Raw genomic sequence first — 10,218 nt, forward strand, 5'->3', positions numbered from 1 at the left:
CCATGGATCGACGTGAAAGGGTAGGCGACCCAGAAGTCGCCCTGCGTGAAGCGTTCGACGGCGTGCGCGCGGGCATCTGGACAGCGTTGCCCGGCATCATCCAGTCGTTCGAAAGCGCAGCCGACCGGCCGCCGACGTGCAGCGTGCAGCCTGCGATCAAGGCGCAGGTGCGCGGCATCGACGGCACGATCCAGAGCGTCGCGCTGCCGCTGCTGGTCGATTGCCCGGTCCAGTTCCCGGCTGGCGGGAATTGTACGTTGACGTTTCCGGTGGTGCCTGGCGACGAGTGCCTCGTCGTGTTCGCGTCGCGCTGTATCGACGCGTGGTGGCAGTCGGGCGGCGTGCAGGAGCAAGCCGAGCTGCGCATGCACGACCTGTCGGACGGGTTCGTGCTGCTCGGCTTCCGATCGCGGCCCCGCGCGCTCGCTGGCGTCAGCGGCAGCTCTACGCAGCTGCGCAGCGACGACGGCGCGACGTACATCGACCTGAACCCGACGCTGCAGAAGGTGAAGATCGTTGCGCCGGGCGGTTTCGACGTGGTCGCGCCTCTGTCGACATTCTCGGCCGCCGTGACTATCACCGGCCTGCTGACGTTCGTCGGCGGCATGGTCGGTAGCGCTGTGAGCGGCGCCGCAGCGGTATTCAACGGCGTGCTGAACGTAATCGGGCAGATCACAGCGAACGGCAAGCGCGTCGACGATACGCACACGCACCCGGATCCGCAGGGCGGCAACACGGGTTCGGTCAACTGAGGTTCTCATGAGATACCGAAAACTCGACGCTGATGGCGATTACGTCTTCGGCGGGGGCGCGGCCGACTTCCTCGTGAACACGCCGGAGACGGTCGCACAGGCCGTGCTGACGCGCCTGCGCCTGCTGCGCGGCGAATGGTTCCTCGACACGACGGCCGGCATGCCTTGGGCGACCGACGTGCTCGGAAAGTACACGAGCGGCAAGTATGACGCTGCGATCCGCACGTGCATTCTCGGCACACACGGCGTGACCGAACTCGTCAGCTACTCGAGCACGGCTGATCCCGAGACGCGCGTGCTGACGGTAACGGCCACGATAAACACCATCTACGGCACCACTACGGTACAGGCGACATTGTGACTCTCACGACCATCGCACCCACCATCGACGCGAGCGGCATCACCGCGCCGACGTACGCGGACGTGTTCGCGTATCTGCAGGACCAGTACCGATCGATCTACGGCGCCGACACGTACCTCGAGCCGGACAGCCAGGACGGCCAGCTGCTCGGCGTGTTCGCAAAGGCAATCAGCGACGTCAACTCGGTCGCGATCGCGGTCTATCGGTCGTTCAGTCCTGCGACGGCGCAGGACGATGCGCTGTCGAGCAACGTCAAGATCAACGGCATTGCACGTAAGACCGCGTCGTACTCGAGCGCCGACCTGGTGCTGGTTGGGCAGGCTGGCAAGACGATTACGAACGGTGCGGCGAAGGACGCCAACGGCGTGCAATGGATGCTACCCGCGACCGTGACGATCCCGCCGAGCGGCACGATCACCGTCACAGCCACGTGCGCGACGATCGGCGACGTTTCGGCCCGTGCGGGTACGATCAACCAGATCGCGACCCCCGCGCTTGGCTGGCAGTCTGTGACGAACCCGGCGGACGCCGCCGGGGGCGCGCCCGTCGAGAAAGACGCGGTGCTGCGGCAGCGGCAGACGGTATCGACGGCGCTGCCGTCGCTCACCGTGCTCGACGGCATCATAGGCGCGGTGGCGAATGTCGCCGGCGTCACGCGGTATGTGGCGTACGAGAACGACACCAGCGCCACGGACGCGAACGGCATCCCGTCGCACTCGATCTCGCTTGTGGTCGAGGGCGGCGACGCGACGGCGATCGCGAATGCGATTGCAGCGAAGAAGACGCCAGGCGCCGGCACGTACGGCACCACGGCGATCGTCGTCACGGACATCTACGGCCGCCCGATCACGATCCGGTTCTTCCGGCCGTTGGCCGCGCCGACCGGCGCCACGGTGACGATCAAGGCGCTCACCGGTTACACCAGCCAGACCGGTCAGCAGATCCAGCAGGCCGTGTCGGACTACATCAACGGCGTGCAGCTCGGCGGCGGCCTGTCGGGCAGCGTCGAATGGGGTGACGCGCTGACCGCGGCGAACAGCGTGGGCGGCGGCGTCACGTTCAAGCTGTCCGGCCTGACGCTTACCGGCCCGCGCGGCGCGGGTACGCCTGACGTCGCATTGCTGTTCAACGAGGCGGCGTCGTGTACGCCGGCGAACGTGACTCTCGTGGTGACCTGATGGCAGATCCCAGCGATTACACCGTGCTGATCACGTCCGAGCATCGCGACAAGCCGCGATTCATGGCTACCGTCCGGGCGCTCGTGCAGCCGCTCGTCGACCAGATGAACGTGCTTCAGAGCATGCCGAGCAAGTTCGACCTCGATAACGCGGTCGGCGTGCAGCTCGACGACGTCGGCCTTTGGGTCGGCGTGTCGCGGAAGGTCCGCACGCCGCTGACCGGGATCTACTTCTCGTTCGACGTCGCCGGCCTTGGCTTTGATCAGGGCATCTGGAAGGGGCCGTTCGATCCCGATACGGGCCTCACGGTGCTGGACAACGACACGTACAGGCTCGTTATCCGCGCGAAGATCGGTGCGAACCACTGGGACGGAACGCTTGCGTCGAGCGCCGCAATCCTGAACAGCATATTCGGGAATCCGAGCGCCGATCTCGCACCGGTGCACGCCAACGGAGAAGCGTGCGGGACCGGTGACGGCATCACGAAGAACTTCCCGCTGACGTACAGCGGTGCGCAGGTTCGACGGGTCGACAGCGCGACGCTGTACCGCAACGACTGGCAGGGCAATCAGCAGCTCTACCCGACACCTCGAACGAACATCATCGCGCAATCTGCCGCGTTCGATAACGCGGCATGGACGAAGAACCTGTACACGATGGTGCCGGCGGCCGTGATAGCGCCGGACGGCACTCTCACGGGCCAAAAGTTGACGGACACAGATTCGTCGACAAACGTGCATACGCTGCTATCGCCGACGAGCAACGCGCTCGGCATCGGTGGCTTGGGTTGCGCCTCGGTGTATCTGCAGCAGGGAGATCGGCCGTATGCGGTGCTGCGCCTGCAAGACGCGTCGAACTCGGGCAACTACTGCTATGCGGTTTTCAATCTGTCGACCGGTGCAGTGCTGCAATCGAACACAGCCGGCGCGGGCGCGAATGTATCGGCTGGCATCGTGAACATCGGTGGCGGCTGGTATCGCTGCTACGTTTCGGGAGTCCCGAATCCCGGTGGCAGCGGCGTACGCATGCTGATCGGTGCACCGCTGACAAACACGAACAGCACGAATTACACCGGGGTCGCCGGGCAAGGGATTTACGTCTGGGGCTCGCAGGTTGAGGCGGGGACGACCCCGACCAGCTACATCCCCACGACCACCTCGCCGGTGACAGTGACGGACTACGCGCTCAGCTCGAGCGGTGTTGCGCAGTTGGCCGTCGCGCCATCGGTGGGCGCAAAGCTGTCGTGGACCGGCGACGGCGCGGTGTATCAGCAGGGTACGCACGTTTTCATCGAAGACCACCAGGACATGTCGATGACGATCGGAATCGCGGGCAAGGTGCCGTCGGCCGTGTTCCTTGCGCTGCTTGCCGGCGGCTATATCCCGCTGAAGCCTGAGGGCGTACGCGTCAACTACACGATTGTCTCGAGCGTCGATAACGAGCCGTTGTTCGGTTTCGACGTCAACAACCAGTACATCGCTGGCTTCGATACAGGAGCATGGGGCACACCGGTCTGAACGACGACCACCTTTCACGCAATGAGCCGCCTTCGGGCGGTTTTTTTATTGCTCGGAGCATTGATGGCAAACAACAACTTCAAGCCGTTCGCGACCGCTGGTGCCGCGAACGTGATGGCGCAGGCCGATTACGAGTCGCTGGCCGCGCTTCTGACCGGCTTCCAGAGCGGCACCGCGCAGTCGCAGCAGCTCAACAAGGTGTGGCGCCAAAGCTCGATCATGGCGGCCGTGCTCGCGCAGTTCATTGTCGATCTGACCGGGCAGGATGCGATCGACGACGGCACGACGGCGACGCTGCTCGCCAATCTGAAAATGGCCGTTCAGGCGCAGTCGGCTGCGGTGATCGGCCAGGCGCGCAACGTCTCCATGTCGGTCACGGCTGCCTCGAGCTCCGCAACGCTCAGTGCCGACGAGATCGTCGTCGGCACGGCGCTTGGCGGCCAGAAGTACCTGCTGAAGCAGTTCTCGAAGACGATCAACCTCGCGACTGCGGGCGCGGGCGGCATGGACACCGGATCGGCGCCGGTATCGGGCTACGTGGCGCTGTACGCGATCTACAACCCGACCACTGGCACGAGCGCGCTGCTCGCGAAGAACGCGACGTCTGCGGTGCAACCGAACGTGTACAGCGGGGCGAACATGCCGGCCGGCTACACGGCGTCGGCGCTGATTTCGGTCTGGCCGACGAACTCGAGCGGACAACTCGTGATCGGCTATCAAACGGATCGGCTCATCTCTCTTCCGTACGCCTCGATCGCCAACACGTCGTCGCAGATCGCAGCGCTCACTGCGCTGAGCATCTCTTCGTTCGTACCGCCGAATGCGCGAAGCGTGAGCGGCTTCATGAACATCGCGAGCTCGAACTCCAGCAACTCTTCGGTAAACATCGCATCGAGTGCGTCTGCTATCGGACAGCAGCAAAGTTCATGCAGCGGCACGTCAGCCGGTGGCCTTCTCGCAAGTTCGTCATTCAACAGCCTGGCACTTCTGACATCCCAGACGGTTTACTGGTCAGCAAGTTCGGCGTCTGGGACATTTACGTCGGCCGCGATTTTCATGTCGGCATACACCATTTAAGGAGGGAGCATGGCGACGCTCTACGTCCAATTCTCAGACTCGACCGAATCAAAAATCGTTGGTTACTTTGCGAGCCCACAGGACGAATCAAACTATCCAAACATTGGCAATGTCGAAACCAGCGATGCGCGGTGGGCCGCGTTCGTAGAAAGCTTGGGTAGCGAGGGAGCGGGGCTCCCCACGCCTACGCCGCAGGAAGGCTCGACGTCAGTATCGTGATGACGGGCGTTGCGTCGGGAGGCTCGGGGAGGACTGCCCCTCACTGATCGGGTGAGTGGCCTTACGTATCCGATGACGCGCAGCCACCACTCGCTTCTCGACGAGTTCGTAGGAGATCCACGCAAGCAACAATGAAGTCGCGAGCAAGATCGGAACGTAAAGGCTTGAGTTCCGCGGAAGCTTGAGGATCTGAAGGCACCAGATCACGAAAAAGTGATTCAGATACACGCCGTAACTCAGATTTCCCGCCAACTCGTCAAAGGGTCCGAATTCGAGCTTCCTCAATGCGATGACAATCGGCACCCCGACGACGATTCCAAATGTAACCTCGAATATTGGAAATTTGATCGTCTGATAGATGGTCGATGCAGCGCACAGTGTAAGGGACGCCACATACACGAATGCCGTCAGTGCCTTTTTATCGTTCGTCCTCAGAAAGCTTCCGATGATGAAAATAAACAGGGTTCCCGGAAGCATCCTGTAGCTCCACGTGTCTGGATCGATCACGTCAAAAAACGGAAGCAAAAAGAATAGCAACGACAGAAGAAGTGCAGGTACTCGAAGACCCAAGAGCAGGATGAACGGGAAGGCGAGATAGAACTGCGCTTCGAGACCGAGCGACCATGCCTGCGGCACCGTTTGCGCGTGCGGGAAGTACCGGAAGAAGTTCAGTGGCAGCATCGTCAGGTTCATGGCCGCGCTCGTGGGCGTCAACTCTGCGATGAACTCCGACTGGGGGTGAAACAGGAAAATCAAAACGAGTGTGATCGCGCTGTAGAACAGGAACTGCGGAAACAGCCGCATCGAGCGATCGAGTAGGAACCTTGGAAAGGAGTCGACGCTAGCGTAATGCCGCTCGATAAGAGCGGTCATGACGTAGCCGCTTAGCAGGAAGAACGATACGACCGCGACGATGCCCTGATTCTTCCCGAAAAAAATAATGCCGATGTGAGACAGGACAACGGCGAGCGCGAGCAAGAGTCGATAGATACCCATGGTCAGTTGTCGTTGGAGTGCGATCGCTCGCGATACCAAGCCCACTCGCTCGATAGCCACAGCAGCAAGCCAGCGCCGATCATCACGATGTCGTCGGTGCTGAAGTTACGGCCGCTCGGGCGCTCCACGAGGAGCCCGTATGCGATTGCGAAGCAGCAATAGGCTCCGCAGAGGCGCACGAGAAGTCGACGCATATGAGATGTCTTGGTGGGCAGGAATCGATCCAAGATTGTAGCAATTTTGTACAGCCGCCCAAGGAAGTTGCCCGGGGCGGCTTTTTCATTTCGGGGAATCGATGAAGAGCGATCTCGCGACCAGCGCTGCGAAGGTGGCGCCCGCAGTGGGTAGCAATTTCTGGCTGTGGCTGACCAGCCACGACATCAACTGGTGGGTAGCCGTCGCGACGATCGCGTACATCGGATTGCAGGCGTACTACCTGATCAAGAATAAGGGGAAGAGGGCATTGCTCGATGGCTAACGTACCGAAGAAGACACTCGCTGGTGTTGTGGGGGCTGCTGCTGCAGCCCTTCTTTTTTCCATGGTCCCGAAGTTCGAGGGGCTCGAGCTCGTCGCGCGGCCGGACCCGATCGGCATCATCACTGCGTGCAACGGCGACACGAAGGATGTGCGCGCCGGCCAGCGCTTCACGCCCGAGGAATGCCGCGCACGCCTCGAGCAACGGCTGATCGAGCACGCCGAGCCGGTTCTGAAGTGCACACCCGGTCTGGAGGGGCACACGTACCAGCTCGCGGCTGCGGTGAGCTTTGCCTACAACGTCGGCGCCGGCGCGTATTGCGGCAGCACGACGGCGAAGCGGTTCAACGCGGGCGACTGGAAGGGCGCGTGCCGTGCGATGAACGAGGCGGACAACGGACGGCCGCAGTGGGTGACGGCCGGCGGCCGCGTGCTGCCCGGTCTGGTGAAGCGCCGCGCGATCGAGCGCGCAACGTGCGAGCGTGACCTATGACGGACCAGAAAACTCACGAAACGCGGCGCACGCTCGCCGAGGATGTCTTCTATCCCGATCACGAGCCGCGCACCGAGTCTCCGACGTTCCGCGCGAGCAAGCGCGAGATGAAGGCGGCCGGCGGCTATGTCTGCGCCGTCTGCGGCGACGACCAGGCGGTCGAATCGCATCACCGGTTCTTCGAGTGGGCGTTCTCACACGCGATCGACTGGAAGTGGATCCGCGGCGTTGCGCTGAATCAGATCGACACGATGTTCAGCCACAAGCTGCAGCGTGTCGTGCCGATCCCGCGTCAGCACCCGATCTGGGACGTGATCAAGCTGACGCAGGGATTCGATTGGGAGGCGTTCGATCCGGCCCGGCCCGAGACGTTCGTCGACTCGACCTACAACCAACTGCTGCTGTGTGCGCTGCATCACCGGGGTAAGGATCACGGCCGGCACGAGGAAAGCGATCCGGTCTGGAGCGTGCAGGCGTTCCTGCTGCCGGGCTTCGTCTACTCGCCGGACGAACTGAAGCAGCTGCATGCGAAGGAGCGGAAATGACCTGGCTTGATCCTCGTGTATGGCTGGCCCTCATCGCGGCCGTCGTCATCGGCTCGGCCGCCGGCTACGTCAAAGGGCATCGGGACGCAGACCAATCCGCCAAGGTCGCGGACCAGTCGAAGCAGATCGATGCCCTGAAGGCCGAGCGCGACGAATCTAACCGCCGCACCGCGGCTCAATCGGAGATCGCAAAGGATGCGAACCAACAACGCACTGCCGCACTCGCGGATGCTTTTGCTGCTCGTGCTGCCGCTGGCAGCCTGCAGCAGCGCGTCGACCAGCTCGTCGCAGCCGCCCGCCATCCCGCCGCTACCGCCGGAAGCCCGGCAACCGGCGACGCCCTCGATCTGCTTGCCGACGTGCTCGGCCGCGCTGACCAGCGCGCGGGCGAATTGGCAGAGTACGCTGACCGTGCCCGCATCGCCGGCCAGCAATGCGAGCGCGACTACGACGCCTTGACGGCAGCGGCACGCTGATGCCGGCGCTCGGCTCGCTTCGTCAGCCACTCAACGATTCGCCGGTGCCGCGCGACCGCTTCGTGATAGCCGTACGTGTCGACGGTCCGATATTGCCAACCGGGCTCGTACACATAGTGGACAAAGCACGGTTGCGCGGGAGGGTCGCGATCCACCGTCGTCCCGAGAAAGACTGTCCGGACGCGCGTGTTTTCAGCGACCGTCGTGTCCGCGATGTCCTTGTCAAATTGGCAAAACGTGGCCAGATCGACCTCCACAGGTTCGTGGCGGTCGTTGAGAATGAAGTAGTGCTGCATGATGCTGCGCGGAATACTGTATGGATGTACAGTTTATCGCGCGGTAAGATGGTCCCGTCAAGAACGAAAATTGGGGACGGCGATGTGTACAAACTACCGGGCGCCGCACGAGGATTTTGAGCTCCGTGAGTTGAGGATCGAGCCGTTCAGTGACCTCTACCGACGTTTCCCTTGGAAGCCCGAGATCTACCAGGACTACGACGCTCCGATCGTCGCGAATGTCGACGGGCAGCTCAAGCCGTTGATCGCCGGCTTCGGTTTCTGGCCGCGGGCGCTTCAGAAGGCCAATGTAGAGAAGGCGAAGGAGCAGGGGCGCAAGCCGCCGATCATACGCAGCACGATGAACGTGCGCGACGACAACCTCGGGAAGTCGCCGCTGTACGCGCCGGCGTGGCGCGCCGGGCGGCGCTGCCTTATCCCCGCAAAATGGATCTACGAGCCGAACTGGGAAACGGGCAAGCACGTGCGGTACCGGATCGGCCTGGCGGACTGGCGACCGATGTGTGTCGCCGGGATTTGGCGCACGCTCCAGCACCAGGATGGCACCGAGCATCACGCGATGGCGATGATCACGGTCAACGCCGATGAGCACCCCGTCATGAAGCACATGCACCGGCCCGGCGACGAGAAGCGATCGGTCGTGATCCTGCGGCCGGACGACTGGGAGGAATGGTTGACGACGTCGAACGTTGAGGCGGCACGCGCGATGCTGCAGCTCCGCCCGGCCGACGACATGGCGGCCGAGCCGGCCGTCGAAAAGTAGGGGAAAATGCTGGGAATGAAGCGAAAAAAAGCCAACAGAATCAAAGGTTGTTTTTGTCGAAAAATTCCCGCCGACCGGCCTGCAAGCCTTGTCGAATAAGGATCGCTCGCTAGGATTGTGATTCCTGTCGTCGTGGGTTCGAGTCCCATCAGCCACCCCAAAATTCTCAAACAAAACAGGCGCTTAGGCGCCTGTTTTGCTTTCCGCGGTATGAATTTCGGAACGGAAATTGCAATTTCGGAATTCACTCCGTCGCGTCAGCGGCTTTCACCTTCCGTCGGTCGTAGTGCCGATGCGTCGTGCCCGGATTCGCGTGCGCCGCGAAATCGTATGCGTCAGCATCGCGATTCGCGAGCTTCGTCGTAATAGCGGCGGGCCGAATGTCCTGCATCGAAAAGTAATCTCGATGCTTCGTCAGCATCAGCTCCATGCCGCCCTTGACCGGTCGATTGATTCGATTCGCAATGCGCTGGGCTGCTTCTCGCATCTTCTTTACCTCAAACTCCTTTGCGATCTCGGCGTCGTACGATCCGATGTAGCTGTACATCGCGTCTTGCCACACGGATGTCCGCGCCGACGGAATTTTGAGCCACCGGGCCGATTGGATTTTGAGCCGGGGTGGAGACCGGTCTATAGCAGGACCGGTTGTGGATAAGTGTATGGGTTTCCGGGGTCGTTGTCCTCCTGCGTATGAGGGTGCGTTGCCCAGGGGAATCTGCGAAGGGCATAGCCCGCAGCAGATTCCCCTGCGCTGGCAAACAACGTCAGGCTGACTCGGCAGCGCTCGCGCTGTCGCCTCTGCGCGCCGCTTCACGTGTACGGATGCGTTTCTTTGCACTGGCGCTGCTGTGCCGGAATCGATAGCTTTCGTTGCCGGTCTCCACGATGTGGCAGTGGTGCGTCAGCCGGTCCAGCAACGCCGTGGTCATCTTCGCGTCGCCGAACACACTGGACCATTCGGCGAAGTCCAGATTCGTTGTGATGGCAACGCTCGTGTGTTCGTACAGGCGGCTCAGCAGATGGAACAGCAACGCCCCGCCGGCCTGGCTGAACGGCAGATATCCGAGTTC

General features: G+C 62.2%; 14 protein-coding genes and 2 pseudogenes. 12 read left to right on the forward strand and 4 right to left on the reverse strand.

The genetic code is table 11. The features are described 5' to 3' along the window. Window positions 1-2: 2 nt before the first annotated feature. The 7 genes and pseudogenes from HWX25_RS09535 (at window position 3) to HWX25_RS09560 (ending at window position 5,104) form a co-directional block, all read left to right on the forward strand. Complete coding sequence (locus tag HWX25_RS09535; protein WP_175908350.1) at window positions 3-752, forward strand: Gp138 family membrane-puncturing spike protein; 750 nt, start codon at window positions 3-5, stop codon at window positions 750-752. 7 nt (window positions 753-759) lie between these two features. Beyond that, a complete protein-coding gene (locus HWX25_RS09540) occupies window positions 760-1,113 on the forward strand; it encodes a hypothetical protein (RefSeq protein ID WP_059701301.1) in 354 nt (117 codons plus the stop codon). Beyond that, entirely contained in the window at window positions 1,110-2,291 is a 1,182-nt protein-coding gene (locus HWX25_RS09545; RefSeq protein WP_175908351.1) for a baseplate J/gp47 family protein, read from the forward strand. Before HWX25_RS09540 ends, HWX25_RS09545 begins: the two co-directional genes overlap by 4 nt. Further along, window positions 2,291-2,704, forward strand: a pseudogene (locus HWX25_RS33405) (DUF2612 domain-containing protein); the annotation flags it as partial. The gene HWX25_RS09545 and the pseudogene HWX25_RS33405, both read left to right, overlap by 1 nt. An 861-nt stretch (window positions 2,705-3,565) precedes the next feature. Continuing rightward, window positions 3,566-3,808, forward strand: a pseudogene (locus HWX25_RS33410) (DUF2612 domain-containing protein); the annotation flags it as partial. Window positions 3,809-3,871: 63 nt separating this feature from the next. Continuing rightward, the gene (locus HWX25_RS09555) at window positions 3,872-4,885 is read left to right on the forward strand and encodes a hypothetical protein (protein WP_175908352.1); all 1,014 of its coding nucleotides are present in this window, start codon (window positions 3,872-3,874) and stop codon (window positions 4,883-4,885) included. A gap of 9 nt (window positions 4,886-4,894) precedes the next feature. Further along, a complete protein-coding gene (locus tag HWX25_RS09560; protein ID WP_175908353.1) occupies window positions 4,895-5,104 on the forward strand; it encodes a hypothetical protein in 210 nt (69 codons plus the stop codon). Here HWX25_RS09560 and HWX25_RS09565 read toward each other — a convergent pair. Continuing rightward, a complete protein-coding gene (locus HWX25_RS09565; protein WP_175908354.1) occupies window positions 5,093-6,100 on the reverse strand; it encodes an acyltransferase in 1,008 nt (335 codons plus the stop codon). The genes HWX25_RS09560 and HWX25_RS09565 overlap by 12 nt on opposite strands. A gap of 295 nt (window positions 6,101-6,395) precedes the next feature. Here HWX25_RS09565 and HWX25_RS09570 point away from each other — a divergent pair, with 295 nt between their 5' ends. From HWX25_RS09570 to HWX25_RS09585, 4 genes are read left to right on the forward strand one after another with little or no spacing between them, the layout of a single operon-like run. After that, entirely contained in the window at window positions 6,396-6,578 is a 183-nt protein-coding gene (locus tag HWX25_RS09570) for a hypothetical protein (RefSeq protein ID WP_059594733.1), read from the forward strand. Then, window positions 6,571-7,068, forward strand: coding sequence for a lysozyme (locus HWX25_RS09575; RefSeq protein WP_175908355.1), 498 nt, complete (start codon window positions 6,571-6,573; stop codon window positions 7,066-7,068). The genes HWX25_RS09570 and HWX25_RS09575 overlap by 8 nt, the downstream gene beginning before the upstream one ends. Then, window positions 7,065-7,613 carry a hypothetical protein gene (locus HWX25_RS09580; RefSeq protein WP_175908356.1) on the forward strand — a complete coding sequence of 183 codons (549 nt, stop codon included), beginning with the start codon at window positions 7,065-7,067 and terminating at the stop codon, window positions 7,611-7,613. Before HWX25_RS09575 ends, HWX25_RS09580 begins: the two co-directional genes overlap by 4 nt. Then, the gene (locus HWX25_RS09585) at window positions 7,610-8,089 is read left to right on the forward strand and encodes a DUF2514 family protein (protein ID WP_175908357.1); all 480 of its coding nucleotides are present in this window, start codon (window positions 7,610-7,612) and stop codon (window positions 8,087-8,089) included. The genes HWX25_RS09580 and HWX25_RS09585 overlap by 4 nt, the downstream gene beginning before the upstream one ends. Here the strand turns inward: HWX25_RS09585 and HWX25_RS09590 are convergent. Further along, window positions 8,059-8,385 (reverse strand): hypothetical protein, encoded by a 327-nt coding sequence (locus HWX25_RS09590; protein ID WP_175908358.1) that lies wholly within the window; start codon window positions 8,383-8,385, stop codon window positions 8,059-8,061. The genes HWX25_RS09585 and HWX25_RS09590 overlap by 31 nt on opposite strands. Window positions 8,386-8,467: 82 nt before the next feature. On the opposite strand from HWX25_RS09590, the gene HWX25_RS09595 reads away from it, so the two are divergent. After that, complete coding sequence (locus HWX25_RS09595; RefSeq protein ID WP_175908359.1) at window positions 8,468-9,148, forward strand: SOS response-associated peptidase family protein; 681 nt, start codon at window positions 8,468-8,470, stop codon at window positions 9,146-9,148. 244 nt (window positions 9,149-9,392) lie between these two features. On the opposite strand, the gene HWX25_RS09600 is transcribed toward HWX25_RS09595, so the two are convergent. Together HWX25_RS09600 and HWX25_RS09605 are read right to left on the reverse strand one after the other, a co-directional pair. Continuing rightward, window positions 9,393-9,695 (reverse strand): hypothetical protein, encoded by a 303-nt coding sequence (locus tag HWX25_RS09600; RefSeq protein ID WP_175908360.1) that lies wholly within the window; start codon window positions 9,693-9,695, stop codon window positions 9,393-9,395. 217 nt (window positions 9,696-9,912) lie between these two features. Continuing rightward, a partial coding sequence (locus tag HWX25_RS09605) for an ATP-binding protein (protein ID WP_175908361.1) occupies window positions 9,913-10,218 on the reverse strand: 306 nt, incomplete at its 5' end.

The sequence above is a fragment of the Burkholderia sp. BCC1640 genome (assembly GCF_902833125.1).
Taxonomy (GTDB): domain Bacteria; phylum Pseudomonadota; class Gammaproteobacteria; order Burkholderiales; family Burkholderiaceae; genus Burkholderia; species Burkholderia diffusa.

What these genes read in the sequence shown, in the direction of transcription:
- HWX25_RS09535 (WP_175908350.1), top strand. Translation starts at nt 3, where the DNA reads ATGGATCGACGTGAAAGGGTAGGCGACCCAGAAGTCGCCCTGCGTGAA.
- HWX25_RS09540 (WP_059701301.1), top strand. Translation starts at nt 760, where the DNA reads ATGAGATACCGAAAACTCGACGCTGATGGCGATTACGTCTTCGGCGGG.
- HWX25_RS09555 (WP_175908352.1), top strand. Translation starts at nt 3,872, where the DNA reads ATGGCAAACAACAACTTCAAGCCGTTCGCGACCGCTGGTGCCGCGAAC.
- HWX25_RS09560 (WP_175908353.1), top strand. Translation starts at nt 4,895, where the DNA reads ATGGCGACGCTCTACGTCCAATTCTCAGACTCGACCGAATCAAAAATC.
- HWX25_RS09565 (WP_175908354.1), bottom strand. Translation starts at nt 6,100, where the DNA reads ATGGGTATCTATCGACTCTTGCTCGCGCTCGCCGTTGTCCTGTCTCAC.
- HWX25_RS09570 (WP_059594733.1), top strand. Translation starts at nt 6,396, where the DNA reads ATGAAGAGCGATCTCGCGACCAGCGCTGCGAAGGTGGCGCCCGCAGTG.
- HWX25_RS09575 (WP_175908355.1), top strand. Translation starts at nt 6,571, where the DNA reads ATGGCTAACGTACCGAAGAAGACACTCGCTGGTGTTGTGGGGGCTGCT.
- HWX25_RS09580 (WP_175908356.1), top strand. Translation starts at nt 7,065, where the DNA reads ATGACGGACCAGAAAACTCACGAAACGCGGCGCACGCTCGCCGAGGAT.
- HWX25_RS09585 (WP_175908357.1), top strand. Translation starts at nt 7,610, where the DNA reads ATGACCTGGCTTGATCCTCGTGTATGGCTGGCCCTCATCGCGGCCGTC.
- HWX25_RS09590 (WP_175908358.1), bottom strand. Translation starts at nt 8,385, where the DNA reads ATGCAGCACTACTTCATTCTCAACGACCGCCACGAACCTGTGGAGGTC.
- HWX25_RS09595 (WP_175908359.1), top strand. Translation starts at nt 8,468, where the DNA reads ATGTGTACAAACTACCGGGCGCCGCACGAGGATTTTGAGCTCCGTGAG.
- HWX25_RS09600 (WP_175908360.1), bottom strand. Translation starts at nt 9,695, where the DNA reads ATGTACAGCTACATCGGATCGTACGACGCCGAGATCGCAAAGGAGTTT.